The 22,915-nt window shown below is 59.7% G+C and carries 13 protein-coding genes and 4 pseudogenes; 8 read left to right on the top strand and 9 right to left on the bottom strand.

The window, feature by feature from the left end; genetic code table 11:
* Window positions 1-630 precede the first annotated feature (630 nt).
* Window positions 631-795 (top strand): hypothetical protein, encoded by a 165-nt coding sequence (locus tag XH87_RS00560; RefSeq protein WP_271585762.1) that lies wholly within the window; start codon window positions 631-633, stop codon window positions 793-795.
* Between the two features lie 196 nt (window positions 796-991).
* Here the strand turns inward: XH87_RS00560 and XH87_RS00555 are convergent, their stop codons facing one another.
* From XH87_RS00555 to XH87_RS00545, 3 genes and pseudogenes are all read right to left on the bottom strand, one after another.
* Entirely contained in the window at window positions 992-2,008 is a 1,017-nt protein-coding gene (locus tag XH87_RS00555; protein WP_442868227.1) for a tyrosine-type recombinase/integrase, read from the bottom strand.
* A complete protein-coding gene (locus XH87_RS00550) occupies window positions 1,990-2,283 on the bottom strand; it encodes a hypothetical protein (RefSeq protein WP_271586591.1) in 294 nt (97 codons plus the stop codon). The genes XH87_RS00555 and XH87_RS00550 overlap by 19 nt, the downstream gene beginning before the upstream one ends.
* Window positions 2,284-2,417: 134 nt before the next feature.
* Window positions 2,418-2,576 (bottom strand): annotated as a pseudogene (locus tag XH87_RS00545) (transposase domain-containing protein); the annotation flags it as partial.
* Between the two features lie 157 nt (window positions 2,577-2,733).
* On the opposite strand from XH87_RS00545, the gene XH87_RS00540 reads away from it, so the two are divergent.
* The gene (locus XH87_RS00540) at window positions 2,734-4,344 is read left to right on the top strand and encodes an acyl-CoA dehydrogenase family protein (RefSeq protein WP_333909170.1); all 1,611 of its coding nucleotides are present in this window, start codon (window positions 2,734-2,736) and stop codon (window positions 4,342-4,344) included.
* Window positions 4,345-4,379: 35 nt separating this feature from the next.
* A pseudogene (locus tag XH87_RS00535) lies at window positions 4,380-4,532 on the top strand (transposase); the annotation flags it as partial.
* Between the two features lie 3,680 nt (window positions 4,533-8,212).
* Here the strand turns inward: XH87_RS00535 and tnpC are convergent.
* The 3 genes and pseudogenes from tnpC to tnpA all read right to left on the bottom strand — a co-directional run bounded on the left by tnpC (window position 8,213) and on the right by tnpA (window position 10,681).
* Window positions 8,213-9,784, bottom strand: a pseudogene (gene tnpC, locus XH87_RS00530) (IS66 family transposase).
* Between the two features lie 127 nt (window positions 9,785-9,911).
* Window positions 9,912-10,264, bottom strand: a pseudogene (tnpB, locus tag XH87_RS00525) (IS66 family insertion sequence element accessory protein TnpB).
* Between the two features lie 21 nt (window positions 10,265-10,285).
* Complete coding sequence (gene tnpA, locus XH87_RS00520; protein WP_271585760.1) at window positions 10,286-10,681, bottom strand: IS66-like element accessory protein TnpA; 396 nt, start codon at window positions 10,679-10,681, stop codon at window positions 10,286-10,288.
* 588 nt (window positions 10,682-11,269) lie between these two features.
* Between tnpA and XH87_RS00515 the strand changes: the two genes are divergently transcribed.
* A complete protein-coding gene (locus XH87_RS00515) occupies window positions 11,270-11,485 on the top strand; it encodes a transposase (RefSeq protein WP_442868226.1) in 216 nt (71 codons plus the stop codon).
* 406 nt (window positions 11,486-11,891) lie between these two features.
* Here the strand turns inward: XH87_RS00515 and XH87_RS00510 are convergent, their stop codons facing one another.
* The 3 genes from XH87_RS00510 to XH87_RS00505 all read right to left on the bottom strand — a co-directional run bounded on the left by XH87_RS00510 (window position 11,892) and on the right by XH87_RS00505 (window position 16,144).
* A complete protein-coding gene (locus XH87_RS00510; RefSeq protein WP_271586560.1) occupies window positions 11,892-12,566 on the bottom strand; it encodes a YopT-type cysteine protease domain-containing protein in 675 nt (224 codons plus the stop codon).
* A 909-nt stretch (window positions 12,567-13,475) separates the two neighbouring features.
* Entirely contained in the window at window positions 13,476-13,799 is a 324-nt protein-coding gene (locus XH87_RS36685; RefSeq protein ID WP_442868236.1) for a DUF7694 domain-containing protein, read from the bottom strand.
* Between the two features lie 2,111 nt (window positions 13,800-15,910).
* Window positions 15,911-16,144 carry a hypothetical protein gene (locus XH87_RS00505; protein ID WP_271585758.1) on the bottom strand — a complete coding sequence of 78 codons (234 nt, stop codon included), beginning with the start codon at window positions 16,142-16,144 and terminating at the stop codon, window positions 15,911-15,913.
* Between the two features lie 1,466 nt (window positions 16,145-17,610).
* On the opposite strand from XH87_RS00505, the gene XH87_RS00500 reads away from it, so the two are divergent.
* The 4 genes from XH87_RS00500 (at window position 17,611) to trpD (ending at window position 22,903) form a co-directional block, all read left to right on the top strand.
* Window positions 17,611-19,080, top strand: a complete 1,470-nt coding sequence (locus tag XH87_RS00500; protein WP_271585757.1) for an acetyl-CoA carboxylase biotin carboxylase subunit — start codon at window positions 17,611-17,613, stop codon at window positions 19,078-19,080.
* Window position 19,081: 1 nt separating this feature from the next.
* A complete protein-coding gene (locus XH87_RS00495; protein WP_271585756.1) occupies window positions 19,082-19,585 on the top strand; it encodes an acetyl-CoA carboxylase biotin carboxyl carrier protein subunit in 504 nt (167 codons plus the stop codon).
* Window position 19,586: 1 nt separating this feature from the next.
* Entirely contained in the window at window positions 19,587-21,194 is a 1,608-nt protein-coding gene (locus XH87_RS00490) for an acyl-CoA carboxylase subunit beta (RefSeq protein WP_442868225.1), read from the top strand.
* A 695-nt stretch (window positions 21,195-21,889) separates the two neighbouring features.
* Window positions 21,890-22,903 (top strand): anthranilate phosphoribosyltransferase, encoded by a 1,014-nt coding sequence (gene trpD / locus XH87_RS00485; protein ID WP_271585754.1) that lies wholly within the window; start codon window positions 21,890-21,892, stop codon window positions 22,901-22,903.
* Window positions 22,904-22,915: the final 12 nt, after the last annotated feature.

Below are 22,915 nucleotides of genomic sequence, written 5' to 3'. Positions count from 1 at the left end.
GGCACGAGCTTTTGCAAGCTCCGTCGCAGTTGTTTCTTGATAAGGAATAAGATCACGATCAATGTCATCTATCTGCTGCTCCATGGTTTGGATAGCCAATCACCAGCTCGCGCTTGCTCGAGGGGTATTATCCTGGTCCGGCGGCGTCTCCGGCTAACCCAAAGCATTAGTCGTGCCAGAAGGAACTCTTTGAAATTACAACTTGGCCGCCCAAGGCAGCCTGTTCGCATCTTCACACATCGTCGGACCTCGGACACGGTGTGCGCTTTGCAACAAGTCTGGCTATCGAGAGGTCTCTTGCTTGCGAAGCGGGGTTGGCCCCCCTAGCGCTTGCCGTCTTGACCGACTCGGTTTGTTGGTGCTGCACGTCTGTCCGCGCTATGCCGAACAGCCACGGAGTGGCGGTGAACATGATCTAAATGCCATATGTCATGTATCGCCATGCTATGCTGGCGATCGGCGCATGACGGATCTCTCCGCCGGCGGCTCTCTTTGGGACGTAGGCATCCGGCGACGGCCCTGGCTAACAAGGAATCGGCGGTTCACGAGCGGCTGACTTCAAAAGGGATGTTCAGCGATCACCTGATCCTGTACGATTGAAGGCATCGTCATGGCCGAGGAACACCTGTAATGACCGACGACGAAGTGAAGGAGGCGCTTGAGGCGCTTGCCGAAGAGAACCACAAGATAATGAGGCGCGCGGCCATCGAAGCCGATCGCCGCTACGCCGAGGCCGCCCAAAAAAAGGGAATGGCTAGGGCGCCAGAGGATAGCGACGGACCGTCAGAACCTTAGATGCATTGATCAACAGATCTCCGATCACTTCATAGATCTACGGAGCTGTGCTTACGCCGCGTGATGTCATTGAGCTTGGCAGTTTATACCGCCCGCCGAACTATGCCGAACGGATTTGGTATGGCACGCCGTTGTCACGCTGGCGCCGTCGATCGCGTGCAGGGCAGCCCCATTCCATTCGGCATAGTCTGGTCGTTTAGAGCGCCTCGAGGAAGGCGAGTAGGCGGTCGTTCGGCTGGAAGCGGGTTCGCTTGCCGCGCTCGTACGGCTTGAGCTTCGCCAGGGCATCTTCCTTGAGAGCGAGGTGGGCGTGCAGGTACGTCTGCGTCGTCTCGACCGATTCATGACCGAGCCACAGCGCGATCACGGAGCAGTCGACGCCGGCTTGCAGCAGTTCCATCGCGGCGCTGTGCCTCAGCACGTGCGACGACACGCTCTTGGCCTTCAAAGAAGGGCAACTCTTGTGAGCGGCACCAACATGCTTTCCCAGCAGGGACTGGACGCTATCAGCACTGAGCCGGCCCCCGTGCACGTTTGGGAACAACGCTGTTGCTCCTTTCCGCAATGGTACCTTGAGCCATGCCTGGAGCGCACGCCGCGCGAGTGTGGTCAGCGGAGTGGTCCGCTCCTTCCGCCCTTTACCGACGCATCGTACGTGTGCACCAGACCCGAGGTGGACGGCATCCTGGTCAAGGCCAGTCAGCTCTGAGAGGCGCAAGCCCGTCTGGGCCGCGACCAGCAGCAAGGTGTGATCGCGGCGACCAAGCCACGTCGTTCGATCGGGCGCGGCGAGAACCGCCTCGATCTCGGGGCGCGTCAGGAAGTGCACGTGTCGCTTGTCATGGCGCTTGCTCGGTATGGCGAGCACGCGCTGGATCAGCGCACTGTGTGCCGGTTCCTCGAAGGACACGAATCTGAAGAAGGATCTGATGGCGGTCAGACGCAGGTTACGCGTCTTCGCGCTGGCGCCGCGCTTTACCTCGAGATCGGTGAGGAACGCGCCGATGAACGTTGCATCCAGATCGGCGAGCGTCAGGGCCGATGGTGGCTTCCGCAGCCGCACCTGTGCGAACATGAACAGCAGCCGGAACGTGTCTCTACAGGAGGCAACCGTGTTGCCGCTAACATTGCGCTGGCGCATGAGGCGCTCGGTGAAGAAGCGCTCGATCAACGTGGCGACGTTGCAGGCGGGCTTCAGGGCGTCACCTCCCATCGCCGATCGAGATGCCGCGCCGCTTTTTCCATCAACTCGGGGCAGGCCGAGAGATACCAGTAAGTATCGCGCACGCAGGCGTGGCCGAGGTAAGTGGAGATCACTGGGAGTTGTTGCTCGATGTCCTTGCCTTCGCGATACCAGTCGAGCAGCGTCCGGATGGCGAAGCGATGACGGAAGTCGTGCACGCGTGGCCCGGTACGATCACCTGGGCGCCGCAGCCCGATCTCTCTGGACAATCGCCAGAAGACGCGATGAACGTACTGATGCAGCAATCGACCTCCCTGTTCGGCAACGAAGAAGGTCGAGCCGCAGCGTGATCCGAGCAGCGCATCGCGCCGGTGGGCGTAGGCAGCGGCCGGCGGGCTGGCTTGCGGCGCTCGAATGATGGCACCGCAATCTTCTTGGGTGCCATCTGCGCCGCGGTCTCAGCTTGCGCAGCCTTCTCCTCCAGATCGGCGAGCTGTAGCTCGAGCTGGTCCAGCGATGCGCCTCGCTCGGAGGACTGTCCGAACTGCCCATGCCGGAGCTTCTTGATCGTGAGTTTGAGCTTCTCGACCAGAGCCAAGCTGGGCTGGAGTGATTGTCACCATGCCATCAGCCGACGACGGCCAGCGACATGCCCCTCCATCGTGCCAAAGGATCTTGATCAGCTTGCCGCTCTTGCCAATAAATCCAAGTCCCGGACAACGGGATCATACTGTGCCGACATCCACACTATACTAATGTGTAACCGAGCTAACCACGGGGATGAATTGGCACGAAGCGCGGCCGGGATCATTGTGGGCCTTATGGCTATGTACACTCAGGTTCACGCCCAATTCGGGGAGACGCAGGAGCGCAAAGGCCGTGCAGCTGCACTATACTCCAGTTTGATCGCTGACCTCAGTCAGCTGAATTTCGCAGACGCGGATGACCGCCGAGCATTCCCTCCGACCCTACACAGCATATTGGTAAGGCATGGACTGTTCGGGCTCACCACACCAGGAGAGCACGGCGGATTAGCTCTTCCCTTGCAAGAGGCCATCGACCTCATCTCCGCCACTGCATCCTTCGATGTCTCCGCTGCCTCTACGCTCGTCATCCATAACTTCCTGGCCTTGCCCTGCATCGAAGCGGCACCGCACATCCCCGAACAAAAAACTATCATTTGGGGTGCAACACGCGGCGATCTCTGCGCTTTCGCTTTGACGGAGCCTGGAGCTGGCTCTGCCCCGAGGCATATAGAGGCTTCGGCTCTCATGCGCGAAGATAAAGTTCATATCTCTGGCCGCAAGATCTGGATCGGGCTCGCTGACTGGGCTCGCTGGATCGTTTGCTTTGCGCGCGCGTCTGGTCCCGATGCGAAAGGTCGGCTCGTTGGTGTACTCGTTGACAGGCAGGCTCCAGGCCTAAAGGTCACGCACGAGCATCGCACACTGGGTCTACGCGGCATTATTCAGAATACTCTGGAGTTCCAGGGTGTCGAGGTGCCGCGTGCTTACGTGCTCTCTCGCGATCAAGACGGCTGGGGCGCGGCGGCATCTAGTATGAACCGCGGCCGTATCGGTGTGGCTGCTATGGGTCTTGGAGCGCTTGAGCGCGCTATCCAGGTCGCAGCCTCTTATGCAAGCCATCGTCGACTCGGTAAACTGCGCATGCTCGAGAACAGCTACATCGAGCAGTTATTTGGGCAGATGGTGCTGCGGCGGGAAGTCGTGAAGGCGATGCTGGCCGCATCCTGCCGACTTGTTTCAGCGCAGGGCGCGCCCAACGTCCACCTTGCGTCGGCAACGAAGGTTTTGTCCTCGGAGTGGTGCGGCCTTGTCGCTGATCAATGCGTCCAGCTGTTAGGTGGCCGTGGTTACGATGAGGGAACGCCTTTAGCCAAAATCTATCGAGACGCTCGCATCCTCCGCATCTTCGAAGGTCCGACTGAGGCGCTCCTAGCACATCTCGGCCGCTGCCTCCTCTCTAAAGCTACGCGTGACGAAATAGCCGATCTCTTTCGGTCAGTTGGTGCGGCATCAGTCCATGCTGCTGCCATTGAGGAGCTCTCTGGGCTCGATGAGACGGACGGTGCCGTGCTGATCCATGCTGGTTGGCTCACCACATTGGGACTGGCAAAAGCTGTCATGTCTGCTGGATGCTTCTCTGTCTCAGATTGCGCCGTAGCAGCGGTTGACCTGGTCAGCTCCGAACTAGCAACTCTCCGTACTCGCGCGCCGGAACGGCAATCTGTCGAAGTCCGCAATCGGGCCAGTCGGACTCTGACCACCTTCCTTCAAGACGCGGCTTGTTCTATTCGCTCACCTGTTCTCACAGACGATTACCTTAGACTGGTGCAGTATGTCTGAAATCTAGTGGATGCCGGACGTCTTTCCACCTGGTGGTCGCCGTGATCGTCGCCGTCGGCGTCGACAGATATGGCCGGCGCGAGGTGCTCGGCATGGACATCGGCCCCTCCGAAGCCGAGACGCTCTGGACCGCTTTTCTGCGCAAGCTTGCCCGCCACGGCCTGCGCGGCGTCAAGCTGGCCGTCTCCTCATGAGGGCAATTAAGGCGCGTCGAAGGTGCCCAATGCCCCTTGGCAGCGGTGCCGCACCCAGTTCATGACTCGTCTGGGTTGGCAACCCCACCGGATGCAAGGGACAGCGGACTAATGCACTGTCCGATCCAAGCTTCGAACGCGGCTGGATGCACGAGAGCGGCAGCTACGCGAAGGTTACGCCGAAAGAGGTGGGAGCTTTTCGCCTGAATGGAGCAGCAAAGAGTGGCTGCAATGAAGCGATGGTACAAACTAAAAGAGCCGTCGCGGCTGACCACCAGGAGAAGGGGATAGCCGCGACAACGGCGGGTCCTGAAACCCAAGAAGCCCCGCGATAATTAAGAGCCGCGACGCAGTCTCGTTTTTGGTGGCGACGGCCTCGTCAGTTTCTCGAAAGCTTTTCCATATAGTACGATCTCAATTGATTTCATGGCGTGAGGTTAGCGTGGACCCGCACAATTTTGACTCATGCAATGTCACTGCTGACCCGCAGATACAGGTCTCGCAAGAGCATCAACCGGACCGAACCGGGCAAGAGGACTTTGAGCAGCAATTACACGAGGCGCGACAAGCCAATAACGGGATGCCTGACAGGGGGCCACGCCGTAGCCTCTCCGCCAATGTGTCTAGCGACAGCCAGCAGTCCCCAGGCGAGCCGGTGCACTTGCCAGGAGCAACCTGTTACCAGGCGAGGAGGTCCTCATCAACGATGAGCATGACATAGCTGAGGTGAGAGTAGCGAAGAGGCCGAGGACCCTAAACAATCCGCAAGGCGTTGCCATTGAGCAGCAATTGAGCGAGATCGCCAGTTCAGGTGGAGGTGGTGGAGCAATGCCAGCCGCCTCGGCGCTGCAGCCGGCTCGGTCAATGGGAATTGTGGTGGGGCGGCAGGACAGCGGGCCTCTGTATGCCGAGGATGCTTCCGCTATTTCGGGGCTTGAGGATGCCCTCATCAAGGCCGGGTGGACCAAAGGTTCCGCCTATGCAAGGTCCCTTCATGGCTTTAGCCGCTGGGTTTTCGCAAACAACAAACCGAGCATTGTTGCTCGGGTCGACAGTAAGTCGCTGACCGATGGCAGCGACGTGCTTGGGTACATCGGAAAGAGTAATGACACACTACTCCTTAAGGCAATTGACTATCTCCGGACCTGGTGGTCGACGGGCACCGTGCCAATCGCACGCCGCTCTAAGCGGAATCCTCACCCCCAGAACGTGGGCCCCATCCATTCCGAAAGCGCGGTACGGATGGAACCGAGGCGCCTCGACAATGCCGTTGCGCAGCTTAGCGCGTCGTCGGCGCCGCAGCCGGCTCAGTCGACGGGGATTGTGAGAGGACAGGACATGCGGCCTCTTTCTTCCGAGGATGCTCCCGTTGTCCTGGGGCTTGAGGAGGCCCTCATCAAGGCCGGGACTAGGCGCCTCGACATCGCCGCTGCGCAGCTAAGCGCGTCCTCCGCGCTTGTGACAGGGCCGGACATGCGGCCTCTTTATTTCGAGGATGCTCGCGATATCTCGGGGCTCCAAGAGGCCTTCATCGAGGCTGGCATGTCAGTCAGCACGTCAAGAGTCTACGCGAGTTTTCTTCGTAGCTTTAGCCGTCGGCTCCTCGCAAAAAACAAAACAAGCCTTGTTGCTCAGCTCGACAGTGAGTCGTTGAGTGGTGACGTGTCCGGGTTTATCGGAACGCGTAATCCCGCCGGACTCCTTATGGCAATAGACTATCTCCGGACCTTCCGGTCGACAGGCACGATCGCGCTCCCCCGCGCCGAGCGCAATCCCGCGCCCCCGGACGTGGCTCCCATTCGTTCCCAAAGCGCCGTACTAGTGGAACCGAGGCTCATCGGTGACGCCGCTGCGCAACACAGCGCGTCGCAGGAAGCGGGCAGTCGGCGAGAGGAGTTTCGGGAAGGGCAGGAGGATCAACCCGCCCCGTCGGCTTTCGTCCAAGAGCACGTCGCGTTCGATCAAGAGCTTCGGCGAGTACTGGATCATCAACCCATCCTGTCGCCAGTCTTCGTCCCTTCAGAGGAGCTTCAGCGACTGGAAAAGGATTTGGAGGACGAGCTTCACGCCCGACGGGACGATCACGCCACCCCGTCGTTCTCCGCCGATCCAGAAGAGCTCACTTTCAATCTAGAGCAGTTCTCTCCAGGGGAGCTTCGGCGATTACTTGATGATCCATCCATATTGTCGCCACTTCCCGTCGATCCAGAGGACTCGACTTTAAATTCAGGACAGTCTCCTCCACCAAAAGAGGTTTGGCGACTACTCCCCCCCCCCCCCCCCCCCCCCCCCCCCCCCCCCCCCCCCCCCCCCCCCCCCCCCCCCCCCCCCCCCCCCCCCCCCCCCCCCCCCCCCCCCCCCCCCCCCCCCCCCCCCCCCCCCCCCCCCCCCCCCCCCCCCCCCCCCCCCCCCCCCCCCCCCCCCCCCCCCCCAGGCCCGGCAGATCAGTCGGCTCACGAGCCGGGTCCGCTGCCGAATCTATCAATGTACCTCCCCCTGGGCTTCCAGCACGGCGCCGACATCGCCGCTGCGCAGGATCATCAACCCATCCTGTCGCCAGTCTCCCCCCCCCCCCCCCCCCCCCCCCCCCCCCCCCCCCCCCCCCCCCCCCCCCCCCCCCCCCCCCCCCCCCCCCCCCCCCCCCCCCCCCCCCCCCCCCCCCCCCCCCCCCCCCCCCCCCCCCCCCCCCCCCCCCCCCCCCCCCCCCCCCCCCCCCCCCCCCCCCCCCCCCCCCCCCCCGCCACCCCGTCGTTCTCCGCCGATCCAGAAGAGCTCACTTTCAATCTAGAGCAGTTCTCTCCAGGGGAGCTTCGGCGATTGCTTGATGATCCATCCATATTGTCGCCACTTCCCGTCGATCCAGAGGACTCGACTTTAAATTCAGGACAGTCTCCTCCACCAAACGAGCTTTGGCGACTACCGAATGATGAACCCGCGCCGTTGGAGGTGGCATCTAGCTCAGGCCCGGCAGATCAGTCGGCTCACGAGCCGGGTCCGCTGCCGAATCTATCAATGTACCTCCCCCTGGGCTTCCAGCACGCTCAGTAAGGTGTTCGACCTTCGTTTCCAGGCGAATGACCCGGTCGCGGGTATCGCCGTCGTCGATCATTTCTTGATCGCCCGAATTGCGGCGACCACAACGACTGCCGTTGACGCACCGATGAAGAACGAGGTGAAGATCTCATGCTCGGTCTTGTCCCACGCGGATTGACTTTAGTTCCGCCAGACTGCCGCTCGTCCTCGCCCGTCGGGGGTACCCCATGAGCTACCGGATCGGCTATCTGGTCAGCGATGGCTGACACCACGGCTCGCAGCCGGTCTCGGAAGTCCTGACGGAACTCCTGCCGACCCAGTTCTCGCGCCCAGCCAAGTCTCTATCTAGGGCGAGCTATATTCGATCAGCTTGGGGTTCTGAGTCTTTATAGTCGGTCCAGGCTTTCCATGATCGCCAAGTCTGAGGCAACATCGGTCCGTCAAAGTCACGAAGACTAGTTTCGTCCACGGCTATCTCCCACCACAACGCCTAATCGATCAACGCATGGTGGAAGGGCCTGCCAATGAGAGAACCGTAAGCGCGCATTTTACTGCACAGGCTGCGCGCGCGGGTGGTTGCGGCGTGGTGCCGGCCCCAGCGGGATCATCGGAACGGCTTGGTTGATCTGAGGGTTCGAACGTCAGCCGCAATTCTCAGCTGGCAGGTGTTTTTGAGCGGTGCAGTTGAACGGCAACAGATCTTCGATATCGGTGTCGGGCGCACGCTGAGGCAATTCAGTGAGCGCGTGACGTAGCCATGCATAGGGATCGACGTCGCATGCCCGGCATGTCAGCACCAAACTGTAGATCACAGCGCTTGCCTTGGCGCCGGCAACGGTGTCGCTGAACAGCCAACTTTTTCTTCCGGTGCAAAACGGCCTGATGTCGCGCTCCAGAACATTGTTGTCGATTGGCGCAAGACCGTCACTGGTGTAGCGGGTCAGATAGTCCCATTGGTTGCGCGCATAGGCGATCGCCTTGCCGGTCAAGCTTTCGGGCAGGACCTTCGGCGCCTGGTCGTCGAGCCACGTCTTGAAGGCGGCCAATACCGGCAGGCTATACTGCTGGCGCAGCCGCAAGGTGTATGCGGCGCGCGTTTCGCCGTCGGGCGGCGTCTTGCGCGCCACCCTCTCGACCTCATACAACGCCTCGAAGAACTTGAGCGCCTGCAATGGCGGCCCGCCGGGCGGCTTCCTGGCCTTGAGCGCATCGGTAAATTTCCTGCGGGCATGCGCCATACAGCCGAGATGGGTCGCGCCTGTCAGCGTGCGCTAGGCGTCATAGCCATCGCTCATCAACAAGCCACGATAGCCGGCCAGGAACGCCTGCGGATACTCCTGACCGCGACCGGGCTGGTAATCGAACAGCACGACCGGCTGCGCGCAGTCTTGGCCGCTGCGGTAGGCCCACATGAAGGATTTGGCCTGCGCGTCCCGGCCCTCCTCTTTCAGAACCTGGACCCAGGTTTCGTCACCGTGGACCAGGGGCTGCGCCCTGAGTTTTTGCTGTAGCGCGTCACAGACCCGATGCAGATGCAATTCCCTCGCCCGGATCACCCAGTTGCCCAGCGTCCCGCGGCTGATGCTGACGTCGGCCCGCCCCAGCGCGTCCGCCACACGATACAGCGGCGTGCCGTCGACGTATTTGTTGGCGAGCACTAGCGCCAGCGTCGATGGCGTGGCGACGCTGCCCGGCAACGGCTGCGCCGGCATCGGCGCGGTCACGATCGGGGTGTTCAGCGCGGTGCGCTCGCAGTGACGGCGGGCATATTTGAACCGCACATGTTGCAGCACCACGCCTTCACCTCGACGTGCAACTGCTCGGTGACGGTCTCGCCCATCCGATGCATCCGATTGTGGCAGCACGGACAGTCCTTTTGATCCTCACCCAGATCATGTTCGACGCGCTGGCGCGGCAGATCGTCAGGCAGCGGCTTGCGGCCGCGTGTCTTCGGGCGCCGGCTTTGGAGCCTCCGGCAATCCCATGTCCGGCACGGCGACCGCCTCGACATCGCCGTCGTCCCGGCTTTCAGCGGCGGCCTGCTCGGCTTCGTTGAAGATGCGCTCCTTGAGCTTTTCGCTCTTCGGCGCGTAGCGGTGCAAGCGCTCCAGGCGCAACTGCTCCTCAAGATGAAGGACGCGTTGCGCGAGTTTCTCGTTCTCCGCCTTCAGCGCCACGATCTCGGCCGCGTGCGCCGCGATCAGGGCTTCCAGCTCGTGCGTCGTGGGCTTGCGACTCGTCGTAGTCTTGAATCGAAGTCATGCCGCCGCGTCAACCGGGTTCCATGCGGTTGGCGGCGTCATCCGATAGCGCCGATGACGCCGCCCGCATCGAACACTGTCAGCCCACGCCGTGATATTGCCGCACCGAATGGCGCCGCACCGCCGCGATGTCGATGCCGTCAAGCAGCCAGTGCAGCTCCTCCGTCGTCAGCGTCAGCACCGCCTCCTGGCTTCGGGGCCAATGGAATCGGTCCGCCTCCAGCCGCTTCAGCAGCATCAAAATCCCGACCGATCATAAATCAGCAGCTTGACCCGGTCGCGGCGGCGATTGCAGAACGCGAACACCGTGCGCTGGAACGGATCCAGCCCCATCGACTGCTCGACCACGATCGCCAGACTGTTGATCCCCGCCCGGGAGTCAATCGGCGCGCGGTGAAGGTAGACTCGAAGATCAGACGCCAGCCGGAACATCGCAACGCCCCAGCGCTTCAATCATCGCCGACAGCAACTGCGCGTCGCCGCCTTCCAGCGAAGCACCACGCCGTTGGGCATCGATGCCGTCAGCCGCCCAGCAGAGGATCGCTCCGTAGCGCAAAAGGCGATCGCGCCGGCAGATCGGGTTGGCCGACGCGCGCTCACCGGAGTAAACGCCGGCGCAATCGCCGCCCGCGCCTCCGGCTGGCCATTTCCGTTCTGAAGTTGTCGCTTGGCAACCCACCGCAGCAGGTTCGCGTTCACGCCGTGTTGCAACGCCAGCCCCGCCAGCGACACCCCAGGCTGCAGACAGGCCTCGACCAGCCGCTGTTTGCTGCCTGGGTCATAGCGACGCCGGCCATTCCGCAACACGCCGAGCGTCTCAAGCTTAAAAGATTTTTCTGGAGTGATCATCGATGGTGTCCACCTTGGTTCATGGTGGACACCTCATCCCATCCGGACAATTGCACAGGTGCGTAGAAAACAGCGCTTACAGTTCATGCGCAGCGCGCTGGCGAATGTCGGCAAAAGTGGCCTTCCCGTGGTCTCCGCGAGTCGCGTCGGGTTCGTCAGCTTTCGGAAAGCTAGTCCGTGCACAATGCCGTTGAAGTTAGCGGCGCGTGGTAGGGACAGCGCTTGCCCCGTGTATGCGTGGGGCTTTTGGGCGCCGAGTCACGTTTCTGCTAACTTCAATCAGTGCGGGCGTGGCAGGGACAGCGTCTGATCCATCCAGCCCGACCAGCGCCGAGTCGCGCCCGCGCTGCTTCCGGTATCAGACTGGGATCATATCTAAACCACCGGGCGACGTCTTCCAGATCAAGCTAATAGCCAGCTTGCGCGCGCTCCGCGGAGAGGGGCTCCGGGCCGTAAATTCAGAATGTCACCTCGCATTATTCGGGAAGTAAATTGTCAAATGACCTTGTAGTCCAGCTCGGTGCAAAGTTTGACCGTCAGGCTTGGAACGAACACAGCGCATAGTGTTATCACTGTGTCGGTTCCGGTTTGGAGGTCTTCGCCAGAGCTGGACGTCAGCGGAAGTGCAGCGATGAGGACAAGGCGCGGATTGTTGCGGAGCTCGTGGCGAGCGTCGACTCGGTCGTGCGCTGGTGCGACGGCATGCATTGTCGTCGACAGCAGCTGTTTGGCTGGCGACGTCAGTACAGAAGTGGCCGGCGACGATTCGAAATGCAGCTTGTGCCGGCTGTGTTGGATGCGTGATGCCTGTCCTTAGCCCGGAGCGCAAGGGCGAAAGGCGTCGAAACCCACACGAGGAGCTTAGCCAGCTTTCAGGCAAGCTCTAACAGGCCGTCGGTCCCGCTTGAGCGCAAGCGCAGACCATTCAGGCTTTGACGCGCGATGGCACATCAACCTGAGTGATCGGCAGCCTCTATCTCTGAACATCCGCCCCCCTGCGCTGCTTCCGAGAGCTTCCGTCGAGAGTACCGCTCCAACATCTGAAGGGCCGCGGTGAGCTCCGGTGTCACGTCGGGCGCACGTTGAGGGCCGCAAAATCCGTGTTCCCGGCCCTGGTGTTGCACTGTCGGAGGCGATGCGGTTGTCCGGCATCGATCACGAAAGGATCCGCGCGTTGGATCGGAAAGCTCCGTTGGAACCTCCGAACCACTCACGTCATCCTTTGTGTGACGACCGTCGATATATCAAGTCCATTCGGCGGGCTGCTGTAACGGTCGGCAAGACTTTTGAACAAATCAGCCATCTGATCTGACCGAACAGTAAATTCTCCATAGTTAGGATCAAAGAGGGTCGTCATTCCATTCGATGTCGACGTTGCGATCAGGTGGGCGCCACCTGCGGCGAAACGCAAGCTAACCAAATAGATCGATGGATCGTGGGTGACCTCGTTCACGATCTGGTCAATGCGCGAAGATGTACCAAACCTATATCGCGTTTGTTCGGCGGACGGCTCTAGGCCGGCTTCGCGTAACATCATGTTTCTTGCCTGAGGATTGTGAGAACCTTCCGCTGTCTTGAGGTGCTCATACCGCTGCTGCAGCACTGCCGCTGAGCTGTGAATTTGAGTACCCGGCCGCAGCGCCCTCATCCGGGATGAAGGGCTGCTTGGGAGATTGCGGATCCACTCCGCTGCCAACCCAACGCAGATGCCGTTGACATTGGCCTCGGGCAATTCAGCAGTCCTGTAATCGAACAGAGGAGCGATTGGCCTCGCTGGAGAGGGTGGATTTGAGCTGGAGGACAGAGAGGATATGCTGGGATCCGAGGTGCTTGGGCTGTAAATGTTTGCATCGGAGGTATGTGGCTTGCTGCAGCAGAGCCCCATTTTGTCGGGCAATTCCCCAGCTGGCGGACCCTCCCGTCGAGCGAAATCCGTCAGTGTTTGCGCAAATTCTCTGCTGTCTTCCGGCTGACTCGGTTCGTTAGTTTGAGTAGGGCGTGTGGATTGGCCATTAACTCGATTATACATGGCGGTTCGCCTGCCTCTTCAGCGTAGGTTTCCTCAGAGCGAGGGCGGGCTGTTTACGCCCTGCCAGCGAACGCTATTGCGGCAAGCTGACGACGAGCTGACAACCAAATAGGCCTGGAGAAGCTACGCCTCAGTTGGCTATTTGGTGACTCGACCGTCTCTGCTCATCAGCCCCGCTCCAGATGAGGGGTAGTGGCCGACGGGCTACCGGCTCTTGCACAGCGACCGGCAGGCCTAGCTTGAGCAATCCGGATGCGGTCAGGGTGATGCCGACCCCGGCTCGTGGCCGAGGCGGCGCCTGGACAGCGCCTTCCTCAAACTGAATTCGGTCGTCGCTTTGGCTTCGATCTGGCCATTTCGCGTTATGCCGTTCGGTGGGCACATGCTTTTCGTTCCAAAGAGTGCGCAATCGCTTCGCCGGATCGTCCAGTGATTGCTTGTGAGCGGTCGTCACGTCGTTGTTGCTGCCGAACCGACAGCACGGTTCCGCAAACACTGGTTTGAATGCCGCCAAGACGCCCAACTCCAACTCGTTCCTTCGACAATATTTGGTCGCAAGCGCATACGAGATATCTCTTGAACCGGGTCCGTGGACTGTCAGCAGCTCCTTTGAAAGCAGCGAATTCAGACTCAGCACCCCTGCACAGTGCAACAGACCGGTCCTGACATAACTCCGCTTGTGACGCCTCATTCCGGCGGCGCCGAACCGGTGCTTCTGCACCCGCTCGGCCTCATCTTCCGCTCGGATATCCTTAACTCAGCCCATCACGCTGTCGCGCTCATCTGGGCAAACAACATTGCCGCTTCTGATGGCCCTAGCCCAACTATGCCTACAAAGCTCGGCGGTGGCATTGGGATGTCCCGATGAGTGGGTCTCCACAGGTGCAGGCAATATCGGCTGTTATTCACATACTGCGAATGTGGCGGATGCAGTTGCATGACGCACTCCTCTTCATCCCAGAACAGGTCTTTGACAAAGCACATCTCTTCCCAATTCGGACAGCGCCGCGGCGTCGAGACCGCGACATGCTCCCAGCCAGGACGGACTAATCCACTTATCTTGAGTTCACACCCGCAAGGCCCCTGCACAAAGAACAGGCCGCAAGGGCCGGATCCAGGAAGTGTAGCGAACTGGCCGTATTGCACGCGGCCGGCCTCCAGCTTCTCTATGATTTGCGCTCGCACGCCCCCTCCTTTGCCTCTCGGATGGCCTTAAAGTCGACGTAGATGACGTTGTCTCGCAACTCATCAACCCGCTCGGTCCTCGGCCCAGCGTTCCTATACCAGTCTTCAGCGAACCATCCGAGAAAGCGGCAGATGGCCATCATCACTCGTTCTCCTCTTTTTAGCCTTCTAACGCCCGCATTGTGGCCGGACTAACGCTCTCAAGGCCGCTGATTGCCTGACTACGAGCCGTGCACGATCTGCGCGATGGCGATTGAGCCCGCATTGCACCTTCCTGCTCATGGTGGTCCGACGGGCTCGCTCACCGGACAACTCAGTCATCAAGCCCCTCCCTTGCGAGGCATCTTGCTCATCGATGCCACCCAGTGCGGGCCGCACATCGGCTAACAGAGCGAGCTCATCAGCAATAGAAATACCCGCGAACGAGCTTTCGCGCTTCAAGCAAGGGTTCCTGGCCGTGCCCATTCATGGTTTCATGACGATCTGTTTGAGCACATGAAATGGCGGCTCTAGGCAAACCGGTGGCGCACCAGGTGACGTTTCGCGGCGATATTGATGCTTCGTGAGGTCGTACTTGATCATTTGCAGCCTTCTCGCCGGGTCCGAAACAGTGCCAATGCGCCATCTGTGTGACCACGACTGAGTTGTATGGGGGACAAATCGAACGGGTTCGCACCAGAGCCGCCGACGCCTAGTAAGAACTGACTTCGAGCTGATAACATCCAGAGGATCGACTGCCATCTCGGTGCCTTCCTGTACGCTCGCGATCAGAGACCATGATTAATCGATCTCATTGACTGCAACTGCGATCGTCGGCCGCTCTTCCCGCGTCACTACGATGCAACTCCTAACGCCTTGTTTGCGGTATGGCGCTTGCGAAGCGCTCACCCTTCTGCTGCTAATGCGGGTGTTCTCTTTCAGACGTCCACGTCACGAATCCGACCAGCGACTCCGTGTCGCCAACGCCGACAGACGTGATTTTTTTTGCATCAAAGCGGATTCCGGCACTTATCCGTCGTGGCATGTAGATTGCTGTAGTGAGGGAGCGCGACCTCCCTGTACCGACGATGCGCGAGCATATCGTCAGCCGGGCGCTCGCCGCGTAACAAACAATGATTCTGATACTCGCGCTTTGAAAGAGGACTGCGAAGGTATGAGAGATACGAGGCATGCAAACCCTGGCATTTTTCCGTGGACCAGCGCGACCTATGATGAAATGGCACATTGGCGCGCACCAAAGCACCCAACGATCAAGCATTACGGCGCCGATCGTCGCTCCTGGCAGGCGCAGAGGAGGTGGAACCTGTGGCCTCTGGCCGCACTCCTCATAAATGCGCTGCTTTGGGCTGGTATTTGCTGGATCATCGCAGCGTTCTTCTGAAGTACTTTCGCGGATGGCGAAGGCACGAGGGGCTTTCCGGCGCCTCTCGCATTCCCGCGGCCGCAACGTATGCGCACCATCAATCGGACGTGGAGACCTCCCTCACAGACTTGGTTCAAGCCCACACTTGGCGCGGCTACCTGAATATAAAATCCGCCCCTCCGGCCAACGCAAACGAAATATTGAGGCATGACGCAGATGTCTCGAGTTGGCGAAATTGATATGACGCCAGCTTGCCCGGCTGGATTGCAGCCGCGACGAAGTGCCAAACACTAACCCGTAACAGCTCAACACGGCCACACGCGGATGGCATCCGGCCTTCTACGTTCAGCGCGACGCATTGACCGCAAATGAAGGTCTAGCGTTCCGCATCCTCATAATGAGAGGATTAGCTTTCGAGAAGCTGACTAAACGAGCAGACCTGAAGTGATCGTTGGGCAGGGGGCCTGCTCCGCCCTCGACGTACGTGTCGCGATTGGAGCGCGGCACAGGGCCGTCGGGATGCCTCGCCTTACCGTGTCGCCTCAACGTCACGTGCAAGCGCCACTGACTTGCCTGCTGAGAGAGCTTGCCTAGCCATTGGGCCGGGTCGCGATCAACAGGCTGGGGCGTTTTATCGAACCGCACCGACGCTTTACAGCTCTTGCTCAGGCCACGTATCGTCCTCGTTTCTGTGCGTCTGCCACGCGTGGGCACGCCGAGCCAGCTTGTCGTATTCCATGGCAATCTTAAGCAGCCTGTCTCTTGGTTTGCCGTCGGCGAGCGCTTCCGCCTTCTTTCGCGTTGCTTCCGCACGGCTTCGCCAGTGTTCGGGCTGGTAGAGCTTACTTTTCGGATTCATGCCGATAGCATGCAATTCGTAGATCAAAGAAATGCGACACCGGCGCTCCGTATAATCACGTAACAGCGACGCTCGTGGCCCCGGTTGCCGAAGCGGACAGTCGCCATGCACAGCCGCTATTCAGAAACACCAAAGTGCGCGCTGCAGCCGAAGCTCGTACGAAGAATGCACAGCTCCGACATCCTCAGACGATCGGACGCACGAAGAGGCTTGAATCGCACGTAGCGTTAGATTGTACGATCCTGGACAAGTGGGAACCACCTCCGACAATCCAGACGCTTGCTGACGGGTCATGAGAATTGCGAATGTCTCAAACATCTAAACTCACCTGGCACGAAAGGATTATAAGATCCTCCAGATGCACGCTCGTCCGCGCTTCATCGGAGGCTTTTCCTGTCGCGGCTGGACGAAATCCCTCGTTTCGAACTCTGCACGGCAGGCGCACCCATCACCGTAGCCTCACCGGAACGGACGCAAGACGAAGGCTCCATCCGAGACCCTCCACCCGACGTCTTCACATAAGGTGGAACACAGGCGCGATTACACCAAACATAGTCTCGGCGCGCGCCATGATGGTTCGCTCTGCACGATCGTATGCATCATCAACAATGGCTTGAGCGCACGTGGCTTTTGCCTGTCTCGCCGCCTCGTGGCCCGGGCCCCTTAAGCCCGGCGTCGCGCCGGCTACGGTGTCATTAGTTGGCTGGTGGGTAGGCTGAGCCAGAGTACCTAAGCACATGTCCCGCTCAAGCAATGCCTCGCGACATCCAGGCATGCACCAACCGCACAATCACCGGAAGCTCCGAAATGATCACTTGTTGGGCCCGCTCACCCGCCAGAGCGTCTCCTCTTCGCGGGGCTCCGCGACTACGGCAGGTGTCGTTTCTGTCACGCCGGACAGATGACCAGCACCGTGCAGTCAGACCGCAAAAGTAGAAGAAGGAGCTTGCCGGCGCAGCACTTAAACAGTTTCGGCCTGTTTCGCGGTCGACAGGTCATGTTGACGTTTCGCGCAGGAAGAAGAATACCGCAGCCCCACCGACTTGAAGGGATATCATGACTCAAAATCAACGAACTCAGCTGACTTCGCACCTCAAACTCTACTACTGCGCCATCGCTCTTGCCCTCGCAATGACAGCTGTAATGCCCAGGCTGGTCAACGCGCGCGATCAAGCGCCGACCGCAGAGGAGAAAGAGGCTTGCATGGAGGACGTGTTCCGCCTTTGTAGCAGTCACATACCAGATCCCATCGCTATCACTGCCTGCCTCAGATCCAGGCAAGCGAGCCTGAGCCAGCAATGTCGCTACGTGATCTCCGTGCGAGACACTGGCAAGAAAAGCAGCGACTCGAAGTGAAGATGTGGCGGCCTGTTCGTTTGCCTCTGCCACAGAAGTGGTCCCGGCCGCCCGCAGGACGGTCCGAGGTTAGGTGACGAGCATGGCCGTCTACAAGACCGACGCTCTAGTTCAATCGCGCTTGTCCGGATAGGCGAATGCATAAATTGCCCTTCGATACCGTTCTGATCGCCAATAGGGGTGAGATAGCCGCACGTATCATCAAAACCTTGAACAAGCTTAGGCTTCGTTCTGCAATTGTCTACCATGAGGTTGACGCGGCAACCCCGGCCGTCTCAATGGCCGACCTGGCTATTCCGATCAGCGGCCGCACGCCGATCGCAAGCTATCTGGATATCGCGCAGATCATCGCTGCCGCCCACAAGGCGAACGCCGGCGCAATACATCCAGGTTATGGAATGCTTTCCGAGAATGCGGAATTTGCCAGTAGAGTGATAAAGGCCGGTATTGTGTTCATCGGACCCGCTCCAGAAACTATCGAACTAATGGGCGATAAGATTCGCGCTCGTAATTTCGTTCAAGGCAACGGCTTTCCGGTCGCACCCTGCGCCATCGAGGAAGATGATCCGGCGACATTCATTTTGAGAGCGCGGGCTATTGGAGTTCCTTTGCTCGTGAAGCCATCAGCTGGCGGTGGCGGCAAGGGAATGCGGATTGTACGGGACCTTGCTACGTTGGAGGCGGCCATTGAGCAGGCGAGCAGTGAAGCGCGTCGCTACTTTGGAGATGGCCGACTTTATGTTGAACGACATATCGAAAACCCGCGACATATTGAAGTACAGGTACTCGGTGACTCCTTCGGTAACCTGGTCCATCTCTTCGAGCGCGAATGTTCGGTGCAGCGCCGTTTCCAGAAGATCATCGAGGAGACGCCCTCGCCGGCGCTATCACCAGAATTGCGGACCCGGATTTGCGAGGCCGCCGTCGGCATCGCCCGTGCAGCGAACTATCAGAATGCAGGAACGGTCGAGTTCATTTTCAGCGGCGGAGAGTTCTACTTTCTGGAAATGAATACACGCCTTCAGGTCGAACATCCGGTGACCGAGATGATCACCGGCGTCGATCTGATCGCCGAACAAGTCTATGCGGCAGCGGGCCGAAAACTTGCACTTTCGCAGTCCGACATTGTTTCAAATGGGCATGCAATCGAGCTCAGGCTTTGCGCGGAGGCTCCCGAACGCGGATACGTCCCGACCACCGGCAAAGTACTTCTTCTCGAGTATCCGAATGGCGTACGAATCGACAGCGGCATCATGCAAGGCCAGCACATCACGCCGGCATTCGATCCCATGCTCGCCAAGATCATCGTGCATTCACCGAACCGCATAGAGGCTGCTCTGAAAGCCCATCGCGCCATTCGCGAACTGGTTCTACTTGGGTGCGAGACCAACGCGAGCCTGCTCGCCCGGATTCTCTGCGACGAGGCATTTCTTGGGGGGCAGTTCCATACGGGATACCTCGAAGAAAATCCACATCTCGCAGCCGGCAACTTTGCTGCCGGAATGTCTGCGTTCCTGGCATCTGCGGCTCTCCTGACAAGACCGGTCCGCGAGTCGGCCGATGCCGTGCCCGAGCTTCACGCAGTGCTCGGTAGTTGGAGAAATTGACGTGTATCACTCATTCGAGGTCGACGGCGTATATCATGAATTGTGGCTTTCACCCAGCCAGCAGGGCTACCGGCTCCATCTCCGAGACCAGGTGATTACCCCTGTCGCGTTCACCCATTGCAATGACAGTAGCGGCATCTTGACCATTGCGGGCCAGAGCGAACCGGTCAGGTTCGCCATCGAGGGAGAGCTCATTCACCTCCACATCCGCGGCAGGACGCGCATTTTGCGCTACAATGACCCGTTGCGAGCGTGCGCATCCGGGAATAACGAGACTCACACTCTGGTGGCCCGGGCGCCGATGCCTGGCTTTGTTGTTGCGATCACAGTTTCGCCTGGTCAATCGATCTCGGCGGGAATGGCACTGATGCTGATTGAAAGCATGAAGCTGGAAACGATCATACGCTCACCACAGGATGGCATCGTCGATCGAATTCACGTCAAGGAAGGTGAGAGCTTCGAGCACGACGCTGTGTTGGTCACGCTCTCTAAAGAAGGGCGCTGAAATGCAGCGGATTGGTTCCGTGGCGGACGTGAACTCGCAGGAATTTCGTTGCAACGACCTGCACAACAGGCAACTTGCCGGCGAATTGAAGGAACGCCAACGCGTTGCCCGCTTCCACCGGCCCGAGCGGGACTTTGAGCGGCTGCGTCGGCAGAATAAACTGTTTGTCCGTGAGCGACTCGCGGCCCTGCTCGATCCGGAAACTCCGTTCCTAGAGCTTTCGACGCTGGCAGCTAACAAGGCATACGACGGCGAGGTACCCGGCGCCGCCCAACTCGTCGGCATCGGCATTGTGGCGGGGCGCGAGGTTATTGTTCACGCCGACGATGCCAGCGTGAAGAGCGGCGCATGGTATCCTCTCTCGGTCAAGAAGATCGTGCGGGCACTGGATATAGCCATCGAAAACCGTCTGCCGGTGGTTCACATGTGCGACTGTGCCGGCGGATTCCTCCCTTTGCAGGCGGAATTCTTTGCTGATCGCCACCATGCCGGTCGAATTCTCCGCAATCAATCCGTTCTCTCGGAGATGGGAGTGCCGCAGGTCGCCATCGTCATGGGCCACTGCACCGCGGCAGGGGCCTACGTCCCTGCGCTTAGTGAATACAACATTATCGTCGAAGGTACTGGAGCGATTTTTCTCGGCGGCCCTCCGGTCGTGAAGGCTGCCACCGGCGAAGAAGTGTCCGCCGACGAACTTGGCGGCGCCCTCATGCATACCAGCGTGTCGGGCACCTGTGATTACTTCGCAAGCTCCGAAATCCATGCGATTGCGATTGCCCGCGACATCGTTGCTCGCTTCCACCAACCGGCGAAGACCTCGATCGATCGAGTGGCCCCCAAGCCGCCCGCCTATAGCGCGTCCGAACTCTACGGTCTCATTCCAAAGGACGCGCGAGCGCAGTTCGACATGCGAGAGATCATCGCTCGTCTGGTCGATGGCAGCCGATTTCAAGAATACCAGCCGCGCTATGCAACATCACTCGTTTGCGGCTTTGCGCGGCTTCATGGATATCAAATCGGGATCCTTGCCAATAATGGCGTGCTGTTCGGCGACAGCGCGCTAAAGGGGGCTCATTTCATTCAACTGTGCGACAAGAACCGGACGCCCCTGCTCTTCCTGCAGAACGTAACTGGCTTTATGGTTGGCCGCGAATATGAACGGCGTGGGATCACCAAGGACGGCGCCAAGCTGATCATGGCGGTATCTGGAGCGTCCGTGCCGAAGTTTACGATCATTTGCAATAGCTCGCACGGCGCAGGAACTTACGCCATGTCGGGACGCGCGTTTGATCCTCGATTCGTGTTCAGCTGGCCGAATTCTCAGATATCTGCGATGGGTGCCGAGCAGGCCGCCGGAGTTCTCACCCACGTCAAAGCGAGACAATTGGCTCGCGCCGGAGGGCGCCTCTCGGAGCAGGAATTGGCAGCCATTCGAGCACCAATTCTTGAAGAATATCGCGAGCGGTCAAGTGCCTATTATGCGACCTCGGAAATCTGGGACGACGGCATTCTTGATCCTGTCGATACCAGAACTGCCCTCGCAATCGCATTGAGCGCTTCGCTCAATGCGCCGATCGGTGCGCCGCAGTACGGCGTATTCCGACTGTAAGACAGGACCGAACACGGGTGACTCACCGCCTCATGCGGGCGGATCAACGGGACGCGTCGATCGTCTATGAAGGCTGTCCTGCGCACCTTCATTTACAATCAGGTGGGGTTGTTTGATCGCATCAAGAATCAGGTCAATGGAGTCTCGCTCAGCGGCAAGCCGTACCGTCGCAGAATGGCCTATTCGCGACCTTGATGCGTTCCATCAAAACAATCGATTTCGCCGATCTTGCCTAAAAGCCGCATAGTCGATCGTGATCTACGGAGGCAGCATTCAAGAATGTCGTTTGGCAATCGATTTCTTTTTTCAGTCCCTTGCCGGTCAAATCGGCTTGCGCGCTTGGGCGTCTGCATCCCAGAAGTTCGCTCCCGAGCGTCACATAGAGGCATCACGCGGCTCGCCACCGTCTCCTTGGTAAATTGGCACGCATGAGGTCGATCGGACGACCGTGAGGTTAAGGTTGTTTTGTAGAGCCCAGCTGGCGCGAGACAGTGCCATCGGTCCTAGCATCAAAATACTACAGCGTTCTAGGCTAGCTGGCCGACGATCTCCTCTCGACGGCACCACAAAATGGAGAGCTTGACCCTCACGTGGCGTCAGGTTGTAGCCTCGCTAAGGGCGCCCACACTCAACCGACTGCCGCCTCGAGCGTCGCGGAAGAGATCGAGGTTTGTGCAAGACACGTGTAAAGTTCGATGGAAGAGCTTAGATCGATCATCGGCAAAGTTGCCACCGGCGCCACTCTGACACGCGAGGAAACTGCGTCAGCCTTCGACAGCATGATGTCGGGTTACGCAACTCCCTCGCAAATCGGCGGCTTGTTGATGGGGATGCGCGTCCGGGGCGAGACGATCGAAGAAGTCACCGGCGCCGCCTCCGCGATGCGGAATAGAATGCCGCGCATCGAGGCGGCATGCGACCCCGTCGGTATCGCCGGCATGAGCGACACCCCTATATATTCGGTCAACGTGTCCACGTGTGCTTCCTTCATCGTCGCCGGGGTCGGCATTCCTGTCGCCAAGCATGTGAAACACGCTGCGTCTTCGGGTTCAAGCGCCGCAGACGTGTTGGCGCGCCTCGGCGTGAAGATCGATCTCAAGCCTGAAGCCATTGCACGTTGTGTGCACGAAGCCGACATAGGCTTCATGTTTGCGTCAGCCCATTATCCGGCGATGCAGCGCGTCGGCCAGATCCGGAGCGCACTTGGAACCTACACGATCTTTAATCTGATCGAGGCTCTGTCCAATCCGGCCAGGGTCAAGCGGCAGATCGTTGGGGTATTCTCTCCCGAATGGGTCCAGCCTTTGGCGTACGTCTTGAAGAACCTTGGTGCCGAATCGGTATGGGTTGTTCATGGCTCGGACGGCCTCGACGAAATAACCCTCACCGGTCGAACCTTTGTAGCCGCGCTTGAGGCGGGTATAGTCCGCGCCTTCGAAGTGACGCCTGAAGAAGCCGGGCTCCCCCGCTGCCGCAACGACGCGTTGGAGAGCAGCGATGCCGAGGCTAATGCCGTTGCGCTGCAGAATGTGCTTGATGGCGTACCAGGTCGTCTTCGCGACGCTGCGCTTTTGAATGCGGCGGCGGCATTGGTCGTGGCCGGGCGGGCCTCGACCCTGCAGGAAGGTGTAGCACTTGGACAAGAATCACTTGATGGCGGCGCCGCAGCCGATCGACTGAAGCGCCTGATCGCGGTGTCGAACGCGTGATAGCCGAGCTGG

The organism is Bradyrhizobium sp. CCBAU 53415, assembly GCF_028128735.1.
Lineage (GTDB): Bacteria > Pseudomonadota > Alphaproteobacteria > Rhizobiales > Xanthobacteraceae > Bradyrhizobium.
The sequence above is the reverse complement of the archived record's forward strand: the minus strand, read 5'-3'. Positions and strand labels throughout refer to the sequence as shown.